We start from the raw sequence: 18613 nt of genomic DNA, 5'->3' as shown, positions 1-18613 counted from the left end.
GGTTTAGGGCCTGCTCGAGTGGAAGCTGGCCAATCTCGCTGCAAAAACCTTCCAGCTATGAATTGCGATTACGAACGACGTCTCAATGTGGCGACCTTAGCAAAGAGCCTCGCCGTTCGTTATCTGCAAAAATGCATATCTCATTTAGAAGAAATCTTGTGATTCCTAGGAATTACCGGTCCTCTTTGAAACTAGATAGTCAAAAATGGGTATCCAACTGGTCGTCCAATCGTGTCATTCGGAGTAATTTATCGTTCTTTTACAACGGTTTACCAGCCCACTCTTCGCTATGGACCGGTATCGGAAAGTGCAAATTCCACCGTCGAGGATCCTTCGCCCGCTGTACTCCTTTGGAAGGCGGCACCAGCCTCACCTTTGAAAGGCGGCGCCAGCCTCACCGCGCACGAGGGGTGGCACTCGGCGGCCTCCTTGGGAACGCCCCATTTTCCATGCTAGACGGTGCGCGCCTTTCGGCTCTTCCTTCACGAACGGGAGTTCATCAGTGTCGTTCTTTCGCCGTGGTCCCGTTGCCATCTCCCTCGCGCTCGCGCTGCTCTTGTCGTCCACGTTGCCGGCCAGCGCAGGCCTCGAGGAAGGCGTCAAGGCATTGCAGGCAAACGATGCCGCGACTGCCGAAAAGGAGTTGCAGCCGCTCGCCAAGGAACGCGACCCTCGCGCCCAGTTCCTCCTTGGCCTCTATGTCTACGGCAATCCCCAATCCAAGCTGTTCGATCTCGGCAAGGCCGCGCCGTTGCTTCTCGATGCATCCGAGCGCGGCTACACGCCGGCGATGATCCCGCTCGCGGGCATCTACGCCGAGGGCAAGGGCGTTCCGAAGAGCCTGACCGAATCCTACAAGTGGCTCGCCATAGCTGACCGCTGGAACGTACAGAACGCCGCGCAACTCGCCGAGCAGGTGGCCAGAGAACTGAAGCCCGACGAGGTCGAGAAGGCAAAGGCGGCGGCTGTCGCCTACCGCTTCAAGACGAAATGACCCGTCTCCGCGCGGCGCTGACTGCGGCCCTTCTGGCTGCAAGCTCGCTCGCGCACGCACAGTCGGACGACGCAAACGACGTTGCCGCATCGCTGCGCCTCGGCGTTAGCGCCTATCGGACGGGCGACATCGCCGCCGCCGAAGCCGCCTTCCGCAGCCTGGCGCCAGGCAATCCCGACGCCGAGGCGTGGTTGGCCGTCGTACTGCTCGACCGTGGCGATCGGCAGGAGGGGTTGCGACGTTTGCAGAGTTCGGTGGATGCCGGCTCGAGCGAAGGCACACACAGGCTCGGCCTCGTCTTCGCCCAGGGGCTTGCCGGCATACCGCGCAACGACCAGCGCGCAGCCGAACTCTTCGAGCTGGCGGCCAATGCCGGCCATCGCCGCGCCCAGGTCAATATCGGCATCCTCTACCTGCGCGGCCAAGGCGTACCGCGCGATCTCGTCCAGGCTCGGGCCTGGCTCGAGAAGGCCGCGACCGACGGTGATCCCACTGCCCAGTACGCGCTCGGTCGTGCCATGGAGGAAAGCCAAGGCGCCGCCGCTGCCGACTCGATTCGGGCAACGGACCTCTACCGCCGCGCCGCCGAACAAGGACACGCGCTGGCGGCACTGCGTTATGCGCTGGCCTTGGCCGACGGCGTCGGCATCAAGCGCGATCTCGCCAAGGCCCAGGAACTTCTCGTCCGGGCATACGAGAGCGGCGTGCCGGAAGCCGCACTGGCGCTCGGCGACATAGCCGCACGAACGCCGCTGTCGCGCGACAAGGACGCCAACGCGAATCTCCTGCAGGCCGCCGTCAGCTGGTATCGGCTCGCGGCCCACGCCGGCGTGCCATCCGCCCAGTTCAAGCTCGGCACCGCCTATCTCGGGGGGGCGGGTATCGAGCGCGACCCGATGCAGGCGCAGCTCTGGTACGGCCGCGCCGCCCTTCAGGGCTTGCCGGCAGCCCAACACGGACTCGGCATGCTGCTGCTGGGCGGCGTAACGGGAGTGCAGGATCCGGTCGAAGGTTACAAGTGGCTGATGCTCGCCGAGCGCAACGGTTATCTCGAAGCGGGTACCGTGCGCCAAAAGGCGAGCGAGCGGATTTCCGTGTCCGATCGCGAGCGTGCCGCAGCCCTTGCTCAGGCGTTCGTGCCGTCCTACGAGCGCACCGCCGACGACATCGCCCCGCGCCTCACTCCCGCCAAACCCTAGGACCCGCCGCGATGGAGCCTCTGGCCCCCGCCCGGCCGCCGCGGCCGGAAACGACTTTGGCCGTCTGCCGCGGCGCCTGTCGGCTGATGCGCCAGGCCGGCCATTCCGTCCTGCTCGAAATGCCGCTGCCCGACGGCCGACGGGCCGACATCTTCGCGGTGAGCCGTGGCGGCGACTTGACGATCGTCGAAGTCAAGTCGTCGGTCGACGACTGGCAGGTCGACACGAAATGGCCGGACTACCTCAGCTGGTGCGACTTGCTCTATGTCGCGGTGCCGGTCGCGTTTCCTCAAGTCCTCATCCCGCAAGAGCTCGGCCTCATCGTCGCCGACGCCTATGGCGGCGAGATCGTCCGAGCGCCGCCGCGCCGGCCGATCGTCGCGGCACGGCGAAAGTCGCTTTTGATCGATTGCGCCCGACTCGCGTCCGAACGGCTGGCGCGGTTGAGCGACCGCGATTTCGACGACGTCACTTGAGGCGGCTGGCCTCGGACATGCGGATGCGCGCATAGGCCATCACCTCGGCGGGTGGCCCGACGCGTTCGACGCGCCCATCCATCACCAAGGCGATACGATCGGCGATCGACAACGGTGCCAGTCGATGGGTGATCATGACGACGGTGCGGCCGCGGGCATTGGCCTTGAGCTGCCGCAGGAGCCGTTCCTCCGTACCGGGATCGAGCGCGCTGGTCGCCTCGTCGAGGATGAGGATGCGCGGGTTGCGGATCAGCGCGCGGGCGATGCAGATCAATTGGCGCTGCCCGGTCGACAGGCGGCCGCCGCGTTCGCCCACTTGGGTATTATAACCCTCCGGCAGGCGCTCGATGAAGCCGTGCGCGCCGACAAACTTGGCCACTGCGACGACGCGCCCGGGATCCTTCTCGGTCACGCCGATGGCGATGTTGTCGCGCACCGACCCGGTGAACAGCTGCAGCTCCTGCGGCACGATACCGAGCTGAGCGCGCAACTGGGCCGGCGGTATGTGCCGGATGTCCGTGCCGTCGAACAGGACTCGGCCCGCCGACGGCGGCACCAACCCCTGAAGCAGATGGGCGACGGTCGTCTTGCCGGAACCCGACGGGCCGACGATGCCGAGCACCTCACCGGCCGCGATCTCGAGATCGATGCCGTCGACGATCGGCGGCGAACGCCCGTCCGGCCGATAGCCGACCCGTTCGAAACGTACGTGCCCGGCCAGCGGCGGCATCGGCGCGAGGGCCCCGGGCGCGCTCTCCACCTCCTCCGCCATCAACTCGTCGACCCGCTGGAAAGCCGCGCGCACGGCCTGCAGCTGATGCCAGGCGCCGACGAGCTGGCGCATCGGCGTGAGCGTGCGCATCGCCAGCATGTTGACGGCGACCAACCCGCCGACCGCCAGCTTGCCCTCGTCGATCTCCGATACGCCGACCACGATCACGGCGAGCGAGACGATGAGCTGCATGGCACCCGACGCGCTCGCCGCGACATTGGCGAGATGGCCGGCGCGGAAGCTGGTCCGGGCCGACTGGTCCACGCGCGCGCGCCAGCGGCGTTCGACCTCGGTCTCGAGCCCCAGCGCCTTGATGGTGACGGCGTTGTTGACGGTCTCGCCGAGGGTCGAGGCCTTGGCGGCCAGGGCCAGGAAACTGTCGTCGGCGAGGCGGCGCTGCGCGCGATGGCCGGCGAGGGAAACGGCGATCAGCAGTGGCAATGCCAAAGCGACGATCATACCCAGCGTCGCGCTCAGCGCGAAGGCGGCGGTGAGGAAGAGGAAGACGAAGGCGAGGTCGATGGCGAGGACCGGCACTTGGCCGGCAAAGAAGCCGCGCAACACATCGAGCTGGCGCAGGCGCTCGGCGATAATGCCCGACGGTGTGTTCTGGAAGTGGCGGTACGGCAGCTGCACGAGGTGGTGCACCACCTCGCCGCTCATCACCATGTCGAGCTCGGCGCCGGTGCGCGCCGACAGCCAGCCGCGGCCGACCCGCAGGCCAAAGTCGAGCGCATAGGCGGCGAGCATGCCACCGCACAATGCGGCCATCAGCGTGCCGAAACCCGGGAGCCCGCCGTCACCAACCAGCCGATTTACGACCAGCATCATGAACAGCGGCGTCGCGAGGCCGAGCAGGTTGATGAGGAACGACAGGCCGGCGAGCTTCAGCATTACCGGCCTGAGACGCGCCCATAGCGGCGCGTACCACGTCGCCGGGCCGCGTTCGACGACCGGCTCGCGCGCCGTGAGGGCGCGCGAGCCGAGCGCTTTGATCTCGTCCTCACTCAGTACGGAAACCCGCCCTTCGACGACGTCGAGCACCGTCCAGCCGGACGGCGCGCGGGCGACCACGACGTGGGCGGGACGGCCCGTGCCCCAGACGGCGAACGGCGTCGGAAGCCGATCGAGCCGGACGAGATCGACGGCGGCGGCGTCCAGACCGAGACGGCCGACCGCCGCGACAAAGGCAGCTTCGTCAAGGAGACGGTCTGGCGTGGCGGCGAGCCGACGTACGTCGGCCTCGCTCACGGGATGACCGATCTGCTGGGCGATGTATAGCAGCGCCCGCATCAAGGAATCGATCGGAGGTAAGCGGGTCGGCCGGCCCGGGCCGAGCCCGCTGTCTTCGAGAGGGGCCATCCGTCGTCTGCTTTGGACGGCGTTGTTGCCGACCGCAGCAGACTATCAGAATTTCCCTTAGATTCAATCGTTTAGAGGAAGACTCTCAGCGAGCACCGAAGGCGCGCTTCAGTTCGGGCACCAGATCGAGGCGCTCCCAAGAGAACCCGCCGTCGCGATCAGGCTTGCGGCCGAAATGGCCGTAGGCCGCCGTACGCTTGTAGATCGGCTTGTTGAGCTGCAGGCCGCGACGGATGTTGGTCGGCCGCAGTGGGAAGATGTCGGAAAGCACCTTCTCGAGCTTGCGCTCGTCGACCTTTCCCGTGCCCTCGGTGTTGACATAGAGCGACATCGGATCGGCGACGCCGATGGCGTAGGCGACTTGGATGAGGCAACGGTCGGCGAGGCCCGCCGCCACGACGTTCTTGGCGAGGTAGCGCGCGGCATAGGCCGCCGAGCGATCGACTTTCGTCGGGTCCTTGCCCGAGAAGGCGCCGCCGCCATGCGGGGCGTAGCCGCCGTAGGTGTCCACGATGATCTTGCGGCCGGTCAGGCCGCAATCGCCGTCGGGACCGCCGACGACGAAGTTGCCGGTCGGATTGACGAAGAAGTCCGCGGCCTTCTTCGGCATCCAGCCCTGCGGTAGCGACTTCACGACGTGGCCGGCGATCATCTCCTTGACCATGCCGGAGTTGTATTTCCTGCCCTTGGCCGTGGCCTCCTTGTGCTGGGTCGAGACGACGACCTTGGTGGCACCGACCGCCTTGCCGTTGGCGTAGCGCACGGTCACCTGGCTCTTGGCGTCGGGCAGCAGGTCGGGCAGCTCGCCCGAGCGACGCGCCTGACTCAGCACTTCGAGGATCCTGTGGCTGAAGTAGATCGGCGCCGGCATGAAGGAGTTCTTCTCATACTCCTCCGAGTCGCGGCAGGCGAAGCCGAACATCAGGCCCTGGTCGCCCGCGCCTTCCTGCTCGCCGAGATTGCCGCCCTTTTTCTTGGCGTTGACGCCCATCGCGATGTCGGGCGACTGCCCGTGCAGCAGCACCTCGATGTCGGCGCCGTCGTAGGAGAAGCCATCCTGCTCGTAGCCGATGTCGCGCACCACGTCGCGCGCCACATTGGCGATCAGCTCGCGGTTCATCACCGTCTGGCCGCGATACTTGCGCATGAACGGATCCTGGCCGCGGCACTCGCCGGCGATGACGATCTTGTTCGTCGTGGCGAGCGTCTCGCAGCCCAGCCGCGTGTTGACCAGGCTCTGGTCCTCGATGCCGAGCTTGATGTCGTTCGCAATGAACGCATCCAGGATCGCATCCGAGATCTGGTCGCAGACCTTGTCCGGATGACCTTCGGAAACCGACTCAGACGTAAAAATGTAGTCTTTGAGCGCCACTGCACCCCTCCACAGATGTCACTGGACCTCCGGGCAGGGCGGCAGGGCCACCAACGTCCGGCTTAGCCTTTGTTTTCGCGGTGGCAAGTCGTCCAAATCCATCCGCGGCAATACCGGGATATCGGTATCGCGTCGGCTAAAAACTCCAAAAGGCGATGGAAATCAAGCGTCCTGAGGACGCTGGCCGGAACCTTCATCGACCCTTGCGGCCGCCCAGGACCTCGGCATGGCTGGCGGCACCGACCGCCTTTACCATCTCAAAGATGCGCTTGCGCACGCGACCTTCGCGGATCTTGTAGTAGGCGCGGACGAGCTCCAGCGTCTCTCGCTTGATCAGCGGATCCTTCTCCTGCTCGAACGGCGTGGCGGCCTCTCCGAAGCCACCCTTGCGGCCGCGCCCCGACATCGGCCGCCCAGCCAGCACATTCGACGGCATCTCGTCGAAGAAATAGGAGACCGGCACGTCGAGCACCTTGGCGAACTCGAACAACCGGCTCGACCCGATGCGGTTCGAACCGCGCTCGTATTTCTGAATCTGCTGAAAGGTGAGGCCGACCGCAGTGCCAAGCTTTTCCTGGCTCATCCCGAGAAGCGTGCGCCGCTGACGCATCCTGGCTCCGACGTGGACATCGACGGGATGAGATCTTGCCATGTTGTGGGATCCTTTTCGGTCTTGGTTTTCTTACTACGTCGCCGTTGAGCAGGTCAGATGTCCGACATCTTCAGATTGTGTCGGCGTGACTTCCGCAGCTCTGCAAAAATGCATATCTACACGCCAGACTTGCATAGGACATTAGCCGCTCCTCCAGTGAATGCAAGCTGAACCTCATGCCCTTGAAATCGTTTGCAGAACACAAACGAAAAAGATCAGGCGCGTGGCCTTCCGGCGACCATCGCCAATGCAAAAACCACAAGGACCGCCAGCAGCATGCCGTCGCCCCAGCGGCTGTAGGGCGTGGCGGCCCGCGCGGCGGGGAGGCGGTGGTCGATGACACCCTCGACCTCCATGGCAAGCGAGGCCAACACCCGGCCATAGCCGTCGATCATCGCTGACACGCCGGTATTGGCCGCGCGCACCATCGGCAACCCTTCTTCGATCGCCCGCAGGCGTGCACTGGCCAGATGCTGGTAGGGACCACTCGACACGCCGAACCAGGCGTCGTTGGTCACGTTCAGCAGCCAGTCCGGTCGTGTGCCGGCCTTGGTGACGGCTGCGGGAAAGATCGCCTCGTAGCAGATCAGCGGCGAAAAGGGCGGCAGCCCCGGCAGGACGACCAGCGCGAAATCCTCGCCGGCCTCGAACGAGCCGCGACCGATCATGCCGCTGATCGGCGGCAGTTCCTTGTGGAAGGGGATGTACTCCCCGAATGGAACGAGATGGACCTTGTCGTAGTACGCGACAATGCGGCCTGCGGTGTCGACCGCGATCAGCGAATTCCATACCGCCTCCGACGGCGGCCCCGCCGTGCGCGGCACGCCGGTCAGCAGATAGCCTCCCGGCGGCGCGGCGGTCGCCAGCATGGGCAGGACGGAGGATCGGGGCGAGACGCCAAACGGCACGGCGGTCTCCGGCCAGATGACGGCGGCAACCCCTTCGAAACCGGGGCCACGACTGAGTTCGACCAGCAGAGTGAGCTGCCTGTTTCGGGATTCCGGCCGCCATTTTTCCGCTTGCTGGATGTTGGGTTGGACGATGCGCAGCAGCGGGCCATCGGCTGCAACGTTGGCATCGATCATCGCCATCTGGCCGGCGAAACCGGCCAGACTGGCGAAGGCCAGCGCTCCGACCGAGGCCCGCCATCCAGCCGCAGGCGCCGCCAGCAGCAGGAAGGTGAAGGCGCCGAGACCGTACACGCCGAACAGCGACGCACCCTGTAGCAAAGGTGTGGCGAACGCCCATACATGGGCCAGTGGGTTCCACGGATAGCCCGTGAAGACATGCCCGCGCAGCCATTCGGCCACCGCCCAGCAGATCGCCAGCAGCAACAAGCGCCGGTAGCGTCCCGCGAGACCCGGCCAACGCACGATCAAGGCGCGCGCGCCGGCGGCCGCAATCGCAGGAAAGAAGCCGAGGATGACGGCAAGGCCGAGCACCATGGGCGGCCCGAGCGCGGCAAAATCCGCCGGCGGCACGAAGAAGGCCTCGACGATCCAGTAGGAGCCGACGACGAAGTGGCCGAGCCCCCAGGCCCAGCCGCGCATCAGTGCCGCCTGCCAAGTCGGCGCGGAGTCCCAGAGCCAGACGAAGCCGACGATGCCCAGCACAGCCAACGGCAGCCAGAAGAGGGGCGGCATCGCCAGGGCCGCGAGTGCGCCGGCAAGGGCGCCCGCACCCAAGGCCCATCCTCCTTGGAGCTTCATCGGCCCGACCGACGATCAGGTCGCGACCGGCGAGACCGTCGCGGGTCTTACGCGCAGGCGGCGAATACGGCGCGGGTCGACGTCGAGCACCTCGAACTCCACGCCCGACGGATGGCTCACGACCTCGCCGCGCTCGGGGATACGGCCCAGCAGCGAGAAGATCAGGCCGCCCACCGTATCGACCTCACGCCGCTCGTCTTCCGACAGCACACGGCCGATTTCCTGCTCCAGCAGTTCGACGGGTGTGCGGCCGTTGACATCGATCGTGCCGTCGGGCCGGCGCGCCAGGGTTGGAGGCTGGGCGACATCGTGCTCGTCCTCGATCTCGCCCACGATCTCCTCGACCAGATCCTCGATGGTAAGCAGGCCGTCGGTGCCGCCGAACTCGTCGACCACCAGCGCCATGTGCGTGCGCTGACGACGCATGTCGAGCAGCATGTCGAGCACCGGCAGGGTCGGCGCCACGAACACGACGCGGCGTAATATGTCGCGCAGGTTGAACTTCTTCGACGTGCCCCAGTAGGCCAGCACGTCCTTGATGTGGATCATGCCGATCACGTCGTCGAGCGATTCGCGGTAGACGGGATAGCGCGAATGGGCCTCGGTCTGGATGAGCCGCACGACGTCGTCGAGGGAGGTGTTGGCGGCGATGCCGACGATGTCCACCCTCGGCACCATGACATCGCGCACCGTCTTGTCGCGCAGCTTCAGGATATTGGCGAGCAGGATGCGCTGGTCGTCGCTGATCGGCGTGTCGCTCTCGGGCGTCCCCTCGATCAGCTCTTCGATCGCTTCGCGTACCGCCTCGTTCTTGTCCCGCCGCCGCAACCGCCGCAACAGGGCACGCAACAGGCCGCCCGTTGAGGGAACGTCGCCGGCGTCCGGCCGGGCTGGTTGGTGCGGTTCACCCTGGGTCGCCGGGCCTTCGGAGCCCGGCTGCGTACCTCGCGATGTGGAATCCAGCATGACTGCTAGGATAGGCTAACGGCCCCGTGATGCAATCGCCCATGTTCCCGATGTGTTCCCATAAATTGCCCTCAGGGGCAGTCATGCCCCTCCTCGGTTTGGGGACCTGGCGCATGGGTGAGATCAGCCGCAAGCGGGCGCAGGAACTCGACGCCATCCGCCATGGCCTGGATCTCGGCTACGCGATGATCGACACGGCCGAGATGTATGGCGAGGGCGGCGCCGAGGAGATCGTCGGCGAGGCGATCGCCGGCCGCGCGGTACGACCCTTCATTGTCAGCAAGGTCTATCCGCACAACGCCACCCGCGGCGGTACGGTCGCGGCCTGCGAACGCAGCCTCCGGCGCATGCGCGTCGAGCGAATCGACCTCTACCTCCTGCATTGGCGCGGCGGGGCCCGGCTCGAGGAAGCCTTCGAGGCGTTCCACCGGTTGCGCGAGGCTGGAAAGATCGGCGATTTCGGCGTCAGCAACTTCGACGTCGGCGACATGGAGGATGCCGCCCGCCTCGACAGGGGGCTGAACGGGTCTAACCAAGTGCTCTATTGCCTGAGCCGGCGCGGCCCCGAGTTCGACCTGCTGCCCTGGATGCGCGACCGATCGATCCCGCTGATGGCCTATTCGCCGCTCGACCAGGGCGCCCTGCTGGGCAAGCCGGCGCTGAGGAAAATTGCCGCCGACGTCGGCTGCACGCCGGCCCAGCTGGCGCTTGCCTGGCTGTTCGCCCAGCCGGGGGTCGTGACCATCCCCAAATCGGCGACCCGCGCGCGCGTGACAGAAAACTTCGAGGCGCTGCGGGTCGAGCTGTCGGCCGAAACCCTGGCCGAGCTCGACCGGGCCTTTCCGCCGCCCCGGCGCAAGCAGGCGCTGGAGATGCTCTGAGCGCCGTCAGGCGTTACCGCCCTCGCGCAGGACGGCGGTGATGTCGGCGGGATCCTCCTTGATCGTCACCCCTGCCCGCTCCTTCTGCAGGATCATGGACGAGCGTGAATCGCGGGTTTCCCAGCCGCGGGCCAGCGCCTCGGTCATCTCCTCGAGCGTGAGGTTGGCCAGCCGCATCGGTACGCCCAGCTCGCGCCCGACCTGGGTGGCGAGCGACACGTCCTTGTGCGCGAGCTTGAGCGCAAAGCGCGCCGGATCGTAGATGTCGGGCAGGAAGTGCTCGGCGAGCCCGTCGAAGGTGCGGCGACGGCCGGTGACGCCGTTGCGCACGGCCTTCCACAAGGTCAACGGATCGACCCCGGCCTTCACGCCCATGGTGAAGGCTTCGGCAAGCGCCGTCTGAATCATGTAGCCGCTGAGATTATGCACCAGCTTGGCGACCGACGCAGCGCCGATCGGACCGATATAGGCGACCTGGTCGCCGGCGCCGTCGAGCACGGGGCGGTAGCGCTTGAACACCGCTTCGTCGCCGCCGACCCAGATCGCCATCTTGCCCGAGGCGGCACCCGCCGGCCCACCGCTCACCGGACTGTCGAGCAGGAACGCGCTGCGCTCGGCGAACTGCGGCGCCAACGCACGCACCAGGTTGGGCGAGTTCGTCGAGAGGTCGAACAGCGGTTGACCACGTTGCATGCCGGCGAGCACGCCATCCTGCCCTTTCACAACGGCTTCGAACTGCGGCGGCCCGGGCAGCGATGTGAAGACGATCTCCGTCGCCGCGGCCACCTGGCGTGGCGTGTCGGCCCATTCGGCGCCCGCCGCGCAGATCTTCTCGGCCGCCTGCCGGCGCGCGTCGTGTACCACCATCTCGTGGCCGGCCTTCTTCAGGTTGGCCGAGATGCCCGAGCCCATCATGCCAAGGCCAATGAATCCCACACGCATTGCTTTCCTCCCTAGTAGGGGTCGGCGATCCCCATCCTCGCGAGGATGCGCCGCTCCAGCGCCTCCATGCGCTCGGCTTCCCCATTCTCCTCATGATCATAGCCCAGCAGATGCAAGGTGCCGTGCACCACGAGATGGCTGACATGCGCCCGCGGCGTCTTCTTCTGCTGGCGCGCCTCGCGCAGCACGGTTTGGCGCGCCAGCACGATGTCGCCCAGGAAGACGCGTTCGCCCGACGGATAGGACAGCACGTTGGTCGGCTTGTTTTTCCGGCGGTCGCGGGCGTTCAGGAGCTGCACGCGCCGGTCGTCGGCCAGGGCCACGGTCAACGACACCTTGCCGCGGCCAGCGGCCGTTCGCGCCGCCTTGCGCACGATGCGCTCGACATCGGGCACGGCCTCGAGCCATCTGCTGTCGAGCACGACGACGTCAACGCGCGTCGGGCTTGGTCTTTTTGTCGCGTAGGTCATAGGCCTCGACGATGCGAGTCACCAGATCGTGCCGCACCACGTCCTGCGAAGAAAGCCGAACGAAGCGCACGCCCTCGACGTTCTTCAGCGTGTCGACCGCGTCGAGCAGCCCCGATCGCTGCCCGCCTGGCAGATCGGTCTGGCTGGGATCGCCGGTGATCACCATGCGCGAGCCCTCGCCGAGCCGCGTCAGGAACATGCGCATCTGCATCGGCGTCGTGTTCTGCGCTTCGTCCAGGATGACGAAGCAGTGTGCCAGCGTGCGCCCGCGCATGAAGGCGAGTGGCGCGATCTCGATCTCGCCCGATTCGAGCCGATTGGCGATCTGCTCCGCCGGCAGCATGTCGTGCAGCGCGTCGTAGAGCGGCCGCAGATAGGGATCGATCTTCTCCTTCATGTCGCCGGGCAGGAAGCCCAGCCGCTCGCCGGCCTCGACGGCAGGCCGCGACAGCACGATGCGTTCGACCTTGCCGGCCAGCAGCAGCGACACGCCCATGGCGACGGCGAGATAGGTCTTGCCGCTGCCGGCCGGCCCCAGGGCGAACACCATGTCGCGTTCGCGCAGCGCCTGCAGGTAGCCGCGCTGGCCGGGTGAGCGCGCCTGCACGGTGCGGCGGCGGGTGCGGATGCCCTCGCCGTCGCCGCTCTCGGCGCCGCTCCGCGCGAACCGCACGGCGGCATCGACATCGGCGGCCTCGACCGACAGCCCGCGCTTCAGCCGCTCGTAGAGGCTGGCGATCGCCTTGTGTGCGATCGCGGCGTCGTCCGGCGTCCCGGAAATCGCGAGCTGGTTGCCGCGCGCGCCGAGCTGCACGTTGGCGAGTTGTTCCAGGCGCACCAGGTTGCGGTCGTGATTGCCGTAGAGCGCCGCCGTGAGCGCGTTGTCGTCGAACGTCATGCGGCGCACGTCGGTCGGGCGGCCCGCGACCCCGGTACCTGCGTCGCTCACGCCGCCGCCTCGAGTGCAGACACGATCTCGCCCGCCAGGCTGTTGGCGTGGCCCTCGACCAGCCGCGTCTCGACGATGCGGCCGATAAACCGAGGCGTGCCGTCGGCATAGACCGATTGCAGCCAAGGTGTCTTGCCGACCACCTGGCCGGGCTTGCGTCCGGCTTCGGCGAACAGGACCGGCACCGTTTGCCCGACCTTGGAGTCGTTGAACGCCCGGGCTTGGCGCCCGAGCAACGCCTGCAATGCCGCCAGCCGCGCCGACTTCACGATCTCGGGCAGCTGGTCCGGCAGCGCCGCGCCCGGAGTGCCGGGGCGGCGGCTGTACTTGAACGAGAAGGCCGCGGCAAAACCGACCTCCTCGACCAGGCGCATCGTGTCGTCGAAATCGGCATCGCTCTCGCCGGGAAAGCCGACAATGAAGTCAGACGACAGGGCGAGATCAGGGCGGACTGCGCGCAGGCGGTCGACGAGGCGGCGGAAGAGGTCGCGGCCATGCCCGCGATTCATCGCCTCGAGAATGCGGTCCGAGCCCGACTGCACTGGCAGGTGCAGATAGGGCATGAGCTGCGGCACCTCGCCGTGGGCGGCGATCAGCTCGCCGTCCATGTCGCGCGGGTGGGAGGTGGTGTAGCGGATGCGCATCAAGCCATCGATGTCGGCCAACTCGCGAATCAAACGCGCCAGCGACCAGATCGATCCACCGACGGAACCCGGCGGCGCCTCTCCGTGGTAGGCGTTGACGTTCTGGCCGAGCAGCGTGATCTCGAGAGCGCCGGCGGCCACGAGATGGCGCGCCTCCGTCAGCACCGCCGCCGCCGGCCGCGAATACTCGGCGCCGCGCGTGTAGGGCACGACACAGAAGGTGCAGAACTTGTCGCAACCCTCCTGGATCGACAGGAACGCCGAGCCGGCCCGGATTCCGGCCGGCGCCGGGAGATGGTCGAACTTGCTCTCGGCGGGAAACTCGGTGTCGAGCACGCCGGCGCCCGGCAAACGCTTGCCGGCGCGGCGCAGCGCCGCCTTGCGCTCGGCCTCGGCCAAGAGCTGGGGCAGGCGATGATAGGCCTGCGGGCCGACGACGATGTCGACGGCGGGCTGGCGCTTCACGATCTCCTCGCCTTCGGCCTGGGCGACGCAGCCGGCCACGGCGATGGTGAGGTCGCGGCCCGCGGCGCGGCGCGCCTGCTTCTCGTTGCGCAGGCGACCGAGCTCGGAATAGACCTTCTCCGAGGCATGCTCGCGGATGTGGCAGGTGTTCAGCACGACGAGATCGGCCTGCTCCGGGCGATCCGCCAGCGCATAGCCGAGGGGCCGCAGGACGTCGGTCATGCGGTCGGAGTCGTAGACGTTCATCTGGCACCCGTAGGTGCGGATGAACACGCGCTTGCGCTGCCCGGTCATCGGGGCATTGCTCATCTATCCTCGTTGCTGGAACGGCGCGGTTTTATCACCGTCTCACGACCGGCGCCAGACCGGCGGCCGCTTGGCCAGGAAGGCCTCTACGCCCTCGGCGAAGTCCGCGCCGTCGGCCAGGCCAGCCACCGCCTCCAGCTCGTAGGCCAGCCCTTCCTCGAAGGTCATGCCACCCCCCAAGGTCACCGTACGCCGGATGGCGGCGAGCGCCTCAGGCGACTTGGCGGCGAGTTCCTCGCCGTAGGCCTGGACCCGCGCACGCAGGCCGGCAGGCTCCACCAACTCGTCGACCAGGCCCCATTGCAACGCCTCGGCCGCCGGAACGAGGCCGCCGTCATAGAGATAGCGGATTGCCCGCGGCCGGCCGATCAGCCGTGCCAGAGCCTGTGTCGTGGCGATCGGCGGAATGAAGCCGAGCTTGATCTCGGGCTGGCCGAGCTGGGCATCGGCGGCGGCGAAGCGCTGGTCGCAGTGCAGCGTCATCTCCAGCCCGCCGCCGACGGCCGTGCCGTGGATCGCCGCCAGCAACGGCTTGGGCGAATGGCGCAGCAGGCGGACGATGTCGTGGCAGCGCAGCGCCCAGGCACGCATGCCGTCGCCCTTCATGCCGCGGAAGGCGTGAAGGTCGGCGCCGGCGCTGAAATAGCCCGTCACGGCGCTGGCCAGCACCAGGACACGCACATCCGGATCGGCAAGGCACGCGGCGATGGCGTCGTGCGTGCGGTCGACCATCTCGCGCGTGAAGGCGTTGACCGGCGGCCGGTCGAACTCGACCCAGCCGACGTGGCGTGCGACGGAGGCGCGGATCACGTCAGGCTGCCCTCGCCGGTGGGGGCAGCAATTCCGGCCGCCCGGAATTGGCGGCCTGCACACCCGACGACACCTGCCGGAAACAATACTCGGCGAGCTTCTTGCGGTCGCCGAGCTGGTCGATGTCGACGGGTGGGAAGAACGTGATGACCGCCTCGGTCTCGCCCAGGCACACCATCTGCCAAAGGTGCGGCACCAGATCGAGGTCGCCGAACCAGGCGAACAGCGGCCGCCAGTAGCGGCCGAGCGGGATGCCGTCGAGGCGCGTGTAGGCGATCGACACCGACTGCACGACGATCGGCTTGCCGTCGCGCCTGAGCTGGGCGACGCCGAACAGCGCGCTGCGGAACGGCAGCACGCGCGTACCGTCGCTGCTGGTCCCCTCGGGGAAGAGCAGCAGGTTGTCGCCGGTATCGAGTCGCCGCATCATCTCGTCCCGGCTGGCGCTGGCGCGGCCCGAGCTACGCTCGACGAAGATCGTGCGCTGCGCCTTGGCGAGTGTCGAGAAGAACGGCCAGGTCGCGACCTCCGCCTTGGCGACGAAGCTGCCCGGCACCAGCCCGCCCATCACCTCGATGTCGAGATAGGAGACGTGGTTGCAGACGAACAGCGTCGGCGTGACCACCGACGGCTTGCCGTTCACGCGCACCCGGATGCCGAGGATGACGCAGACGATCCGGTGGTAGACGACCGGCATCCAGCGCACGATCGGCGTGATGCGCAGCGGCAGCAGCGCAAGGTAGACCGGCACCATGACCACGGTGAGCAGCAAATAGCTCAGCAGCCGGAAGGCGCCGCGCAGGGGAGACCCGATCCACATCGTGCGAAGATACGGCCCGAAGCCTACTCGTGCATTCCGCGTTCGTAGTGGCGGATGTACTTCTCCGTCACCAGCTCGGTCTTGACGATGATGAAAACATCCGTCGTGTTGAACTCGGAGTCGATCACGGCACCGTCGCCGACGAAGCCGCCGAGCCGCAGGTAGCCCTTGATGAGCGGCGGCACGCGCGCCATCGCCCTGCGCTCGTCGTAGCTGCCGCGCTCGAGCACATCCATCTTGACGTAGCGGTGGTCGAGGGCGCGCACGCGGATCTCGGGCGGCGCGAGATGATGGTGATGAAGGTAGCTCAATGCCTGGGCGTGCTGGGCCGGATCGGTGCCCGGCAGACTGGCGCAGCCGAACATCACCTTGATATTGTAATGGTAGGCATAGAGCGCGATGCCGCGCCACAGCATCTGCATTGTCGCGGTGTTGCGCGCATCCTTGGCAATGCAGGAACGACCGAGTTCGAGTACCTCGCCGGGGTAGTCAATCATCTTCCGGATGTCGTACTCGGCGGACGAATAGAAACGGCCCATCCGCGCCGCGGCGGCGCGACGGATCAGGCGATAGGTGCCGACGATTCCCTCCGGGCCCTCGCCGCGACGGCGATCGAGAACCAGAAGATGGTCGCACACGTCGTCGAAGGCGTCGAAGTCGCGCTGACGCGCCGCCACTTCCGGCGACGGCTGCGCCTTCATCTCCTCGTAGAACACGCGATAGCGCAAAGCCTGGGCGGCATCGATCTCGGCCGCCGTCGCGGCCAATCGAACCTCGAAGTCGCCGGCGACAACCTTGACGATCTCCCGATTGGAGACGGGAGGGCCAAGCAGTTCGGCTTCGCTGTCAGCGCGGTCTATGCGCATGATTCATCCGCAGGGGGCCGCCCCGATCATTCGCCCATTATCGGGTTGGCGCCGGTGGCGTCCACTCATTTTTGGCGATCGGATTTGCCGGTCAACGGTATGCCGTACAACTCGAGCCGATGGCCGACCAGGCGATAGCCGGCCTTCTCGGCGATCTTGCGCTGCAGTTCCTCGATTTCGGCGTTGTGGAATTCCACGACCTTGCCGCTCTGCATGTCGATCAGATGGTCGTGGTGCTCGTCGGGTGTTTCCTCGTAGCGCGCCCGGCCATCGCCGAAATCGTGCTTGGCGAGAATGCCCGCCTCCTCGAACAGCCGCACCGTGCGATACACGGTGGCGATCGAGATGTTGGAATCGATCGCCGTGGCGCGCCTGTGCAATGCCTCGACATCGGGATGATCCGACGATTCCGACAGGACCCGCGCGATGACTCGACGCTGCTCGGTCATCTTCAGGCCGCGCTCGGCGCACAGCATTTCGAGTTTGGATTTCTGGTCGGGCATGCCGCGCCACCCTACACCGGCTGGCGAAAGCGGTATAGTTGGGGACATGTCCATGGCCCCACACCAGGAAATCGACATCACCGCGGAAGTGTGCCCGATGACGTTCGTGCGCACCAAGCTCAGGCTCGAGCGCATGCAGTCGGGCGATGTGTTGAAGGTTCGCCTGCGCGGCGTCGAGCCGTTGCGCAACGTGCCGAAAGCGGCGCGCGAGGAGGGCCACATCATTTTGGGTATTGAAGCGCAGGGCGATGACCATATCGTGACGATCCGCCGGGGTTGAGCGTCAGCTGAGAGCGAATCGCATCACGACGGCGTCGGCGGGCGGCGCATCGCCGCGCCGATAGTAGCCAGGCCGCCGACCCGCATCGGCAAAGCCCCTCCGGCGATAGAGGTGTTGTGCCGCGAGGTTGTCGGCACCAACCTCGAGATAGAGCGTGCGCACCCCGGCGGCCCGCACCCAAGCGAGGACGGCGTCGAGCAACGCGCGTCCGGCGCCGCGGCGGCGCCAGCGGGGATCGACGGCGAGCGTCAGTAGTTCCGCCTCGTCCGCAGCGAGCCTCGCCAACACGAAACCCGTCGCCTCGCCGTCCTCCATCGCCACGAATCCACTCACGCCAGGCGTCGCCAGCAGCCCGGCGAAGTCGCCGCGCGCCCAGCCGCGCTCGCCCATTGGCTCGAATGCCTGTCGATGCAGGCGTTCAGCAAGGTCGAGATCGCGATCACCCAGCGGCCGCAGCACCAGGGACATCGCGGATTCACTCCACGGTCTGGCGAGCGCCATCGGGCAGCGTGATGTTCACACCGCGAAGATAGAGCGGCCGCGGCAGGCCGTCGGCGCGGTTGCGCGCGCGCCAGGTCTCGGCGCCCTCGGCCTCGGCCAGCGCGGCGAGCACCATCGGGTCGCAATCGACCTCGTGCGCCTGCGCATCGGCGAGTCGGGACGCGAGTGCACCCGCCTGCGGGCCGACGATCAGGCCGGGGCGCCCGGCGAGGCGGCCCGCCACGTCGTCCGACGTCGCCACGAACGGCCGGTGCGGATCGTCCTGCGCGGCGACGAACCAGTCGCCGAGGCGGCTGTCGATCGCGGCGATGACGAAACGCTCGGTGGACGGCGCCTGCGCGAGAAGGAGCCGCGTCGTGGCGACACCCGCCAGCGGTACGCCGAGGCCGGCGGCGAGGCCGCGCGCCGCCGCCAGCCCGACGCGCACGCCGGTGAAGCTGCCGGGGCCGACCGTGACGGCGATCATCGCGAGGGTGTCGCGCGCCACGCCGGCCTCGTGCAACGCCGTGACGACGGCGGGCAGCAGCGTGGCGGCCTGGTCCCGCCCCGCTTCGCGGTGGCGCGCGAGGCAGACGCCGTCGCGCGCCACCGCGACGTGCAGTCCGGCGATCGCGCAGTCGAACGCCAGCACCAGGCTCATGCGCGGCTGGCGCGGCGGCGATCGGCTCGGCATT

20 protein-coding genes are annotated in these 18613 nt (G+C 67.2%); 5 read left to right on the top strand and 15 right to left on the bottom strand.

Translation table 11 applies throughout. The features are described from left to right. Positions 1 to 502 precede the first annotated feature (502 nt). From KIT25_00505 to KIT25_00495, 3 genes are read left to right on the top strand one after another with little or no spacing between them, the layout of a single operon-like run. Positions 503 to 994 (top strand): sel1 repeat family protein, encoded by a 492-nt coding sequence (locus KIT25_00505; GenBank protein ID UYN95461.1) that lies wholly within the window; start codon positions 503 to 505, stop codon positions 992 to 994. Next, positions 991 to 2193, top strand: a complete 1203-nt coding sequence (locus KIT25_00500) for an SEL1-like repeat protein (GenBank protein UYN95460.1) — start codon at positions 991 to 993, stop codon at positions 2191 to 2193. The genes KIT25_00505 and KIT25_00500 overlap by 4 nt, the downstream gene beginning before the upstream one ends. Positions 2194 to 2204: 11 nt before the next feature. Further along, positions 2205 to 2669 (top strand): MmcB family DNA repair protein, encoded by a 465-nt coding sequence (locus KIT25_00495; protein UYN95459.1) that lies wholly within the window; start codon positions 2205 to 2207, stop codon positions 2667 to 2669. On the opposite strand, the gene KIT25_00490 is transcribed toward KIT25_00495, so the two are convergent. From KIT25_00490 to KIT25_00470, 5 genes are all read right to left on the bottom strand, one after another. After that, a complete protein-coding gene (locus KIT25_00490; protein UYN95458.1) occupies positions 2662 to 4734 on the bottom strand; it encodes a peptidase domain-containing ABC transporter in 2073 nt (690 codons plus the stop codon). The genes KIT25_00495 and KIT25_00490 overlap by 8 nt on opposite strands. A 154-nt stretch (positions 4735 to 4888) precedes the next feature. Beyond that, on the bottom strand, positions 4889 to 6175 hold the full coding sequence (metK, locus tag KIT25_00485; protein ID UYN95457.1) for a methionine adenosyltransferase: 1287 nt from the start codon (positions 6173 to 6175) through the stop codon (positions 4889 to 4891). Between the two features lie 193 nt (positions 6176 to 6368). Beyond that, complete coding sequence (locus tag KIT25_00480) at positions 6369 to 6827, bottom strand: helix-turn-helix transcriptional regulator (protein UYN95456.1); 459 nt, start codon at positions 6825 to 6827, stop codon at positions 6369 to 6371. 215 nt (positions 6828 to 7042) lie between these two features. Then, a complete protein-coding gene (lnt, locus tag KIT25_00475) occupies positions 7043 to 8512 on the bottom strand; it encodes an apolipoprotein N-acyltransferase (protein ID UYN95455.1) in 1470 nt (489 codons plus the stop codon). Between the two features lie 39 nt (positions 8513 to 8551). Next, positions 8552 to 9502 (bottom strand): HlyC/CorC family transporter, encoded by a 951-nt coding sequence (locus KIT25_00470; protein UYN95454.1) that lies wholly within the window; start codon positions 9500 to 9502, stop codon positions 8552 to 8554. Positions 9503 to 9552: 50 nt separating this feature from the next. On the opposite strand from KIT25_00470, the gene KIT25_00465 reads away from it, so the two are divergent. After that, on the top strand, positions 9553 to 10383 hold the full coding sequence (locus KIT25_00465) for an aldo/keto reductase (protein ID UYN95453.1): 831 nt from the start codon (positions 9553 to 9555) through the stop codon (positions 10381 to 10383). A gap of 6 nt (positions 10384 to 10389) precedes the next feature. Here KIT25_00465 and KIT25_00460 read toward each other — a convergent pair whose 3' ends face one another. From KIT25_00460 to KIT25_00425, 8 genes are all read right to left on the bottom strand, one after another. Then, entirely contained in the window at positions 10390 to 11325 is a 936-nt protein-coding gene (locus KIT25_00460) for an NAD(P)-dependent oxidoreductase (GenBank protein ID UYN95452.1), read from the bottom strand. 11 nt (positions 11326 to 11336) lie between these two features. Further along, complete coding sequence (ybeY, locus tag KIT25_00455) at positions 11337 to 11795, bottom strand: rRNA maturation RNase YbeY (protein ID UYN95451.1); 459 nt, start codon at positions 11793 to 11795, stop codon at positions 11337 to 11339. Beyond that, complete coding sequence (locus tag KIT25_00450) at positions 11755 to 12693, bottom strand: PhoH family protein (GenBank protein UYN97780.1); 939 nt, start codon at positions 12691 to 12693, stop codon at positions 11755 to 11757. The genes ybeY and KIT25_00450 overlap by 41 nt, the downstream gene beginning before the upstream one ends. Before the next feature lie 47 nt (positions 12694 to 12740). Next, entirely contained in the window at positions 12741 to 14162 is a 1422-nt protein-coding gene (gene miaB, locus KIT25_00445) for a tRNA (N6-isopentenyl adenosine(37)-C2)-methylthiotransferase MiaB (protein ID UYN95450.1), read from the bottom strand. 39 nt (positions 14163 to 14201) lie between these two features. Then, complete coding sequence (locus KIT25_00440; protein UYN95449.1) at positions 14202 to 14969, bottom strand: enoyl-CoA hydratase/isomerase family protein; 768 nt, start codon at positions 14967 to 14969, stop codon at positions 14202 to 14204. 1 nt (position 14970) lies between these two features. After that, positions 14971 to 15789, bottom strand: a complete 819-nt coding sequence (locus tag KIT25_00435; protein ID UYN95448.1) for a 1-acyl-sn-glycerol-3-phosphate acyltransferase — start codon at positions 15787 to 15789, stop codon at positions 14971 to 14973. Positions 15790 to 15812: 23 nt separating this feature from the next. Then, complete coding sequence (locus KIT25_00430) at positions 15813 to 16655, bottom strand: GNAT family N-acetyltransferase (GenBank protein ID UYN95447.1); 843 nt, start codon at positions 16653 to 16655, stop codon at positions 15813 to 15815. Between the two features lie 65 nt (positions 16656 to 16720). After that, the gene (locus KIT25_00425; GenBank protein ID UYN95446.1) at positions 16721 to 17158 is read right to left on the bottom strand and encodes a transcriptional repressor; all 438 of its coding nucleotides are present in this window, start codon (positions 17156 to 17158) and stop codon (positions 16721 to 16723) included. A 46-nt stretch (positions 17159 to 17204) separates the two neighbouring features. Here KIT25_00425 and KIT25_00420 point away from each other — a divergent pair, with 46 nt between their 5' ends. Next, positions 17205 to 17438: a sulfurtransferase TusA family protein gene (locus KIT25_00420; protein UYN95445.1), complete on the top strand. Its 234-nt coding sequence runs from the start codon at positions 17205 to 17207 to the stop codon at positions 17436 to 17438. A 3-nt stretch (positions 17439 to 17441) separates the two neighbouring features. On the opposite strand, the gene rimI is transcribed toward KIT25_00420, so the two are convergent. Together rimI and tsaB are read right to left on the bottom strand one after the other, a co-directional pair. Beyond that, positions 17442 to 17906 (bottom strand): ribosomal protein S18-alanine N-acetyltransferase, encoded by a 465-nt coding sequence (gene rimI / locus KIT25_00415; GenBank protein ID UYN95444.1) that lies wholly within the window; start codon positions 17904 to 17906, stop codon positions 17442 to 17444. Positions 17907 to 17913: 7 nt separating this feature from the next. Then, on the bottom strand, positions 17914 to 18612 hold the full coding sequence (gene tsaB / locus KIT25_00410) for a tRNA (adenosine(37)-N6)-threonylcarbamoyltransferase complex dimerization subunit type 1 TsaB (protein UYN95443.1): 699 nt from the start codon (positions 18610 to 18612) through the stop codon (positions 17914 to 17916). Position 18613 lies beyond the last annotated feature (1 nt).

The sequence above is a fragment of the Enhydrobacter sp. genome (assembly GCA_025808875.1).
GTDB lineage: Bacteria > Pseudomonadota > Alphaproteobacteria > Reyranellales > Reyranellaceae > Reyranella.
Note: the sequence above shows the minus strand (reverse complement) of the source record. Positions and strands in the feature narration are given on the sequence as shown.